We start from the raw sequence: 616 nt of genomic DNA on the forward strand, positions 1-616 counted from the left end.
TGTCTTCCACGATATCACCGAGTCGAAGGCGCTGTCTTTGAAGACCTCCCACCAGTCCCTTCACGATTTTCTCACCGATCTGCCCAATCGGTCTTTGTTGTCCGAACGGGCCGCTCAGGTGATGGAAATGGCCAATCGCCATCACAAGCAGTTTGCCATTTTGTTTCTGGACCTGGATCACTTTAAGCATATCAATGATTCGCTTGGACATCAGATCGGTGATCTTCTGCTGGTGGCAGTGGGCAAGCGTCTTGTCTCGTGCGTCCGGCAAACGGACACTGTCTGTCGACAGGGTGGTGACGAGTTCGTCATTCTGTTATCGGAAATCCGGCGACTCGAAGATGCGTCCAATATTTCGGAAAAACTGCTTCTCGCATTTGGAATCCCGTTCGTTATCGATAATCAGGAGCTTCACATTACCCTCAGTATCGGAATCAGCATCTATCCGGATGATGCGGGGGAGGTTGAAGCGGTCATCCAGAATGCCGATACCGCGATGTATCAGGCCAAGACAAACGGACGGAACAACTACCAGTTTTTCAGGGCTGAGATGAATGTCCGGGCGGTCCATCATCTGGGTGTTGAAAACAGTCTGAGAAGAGCCCTTAAAAGTCAG

At 50.8% G+C, this 616-nt stretch carries 1 protein-coding gene; it reads left to right on the top strand.

What is annotated here, in order from left to right:
• Positions 1-37: 37 nt before the first annotated feature.
• Positions 38-616 (top strand): GGDEF domain-containing protein (locus tag M6F29_RS12030; protein WP_298160255.1); only part of this gene is annotated, 579 nt, incomplete at its 3' end.

The sequence above is a fragment of the Ferrovum sp. genome (assembly GCF_027317285.1).
GTDB lineage: Bacteria > Pseudomonadota > Gammaproteobacteria > Burkholderiales > Ferrovaceae > Ferrovum.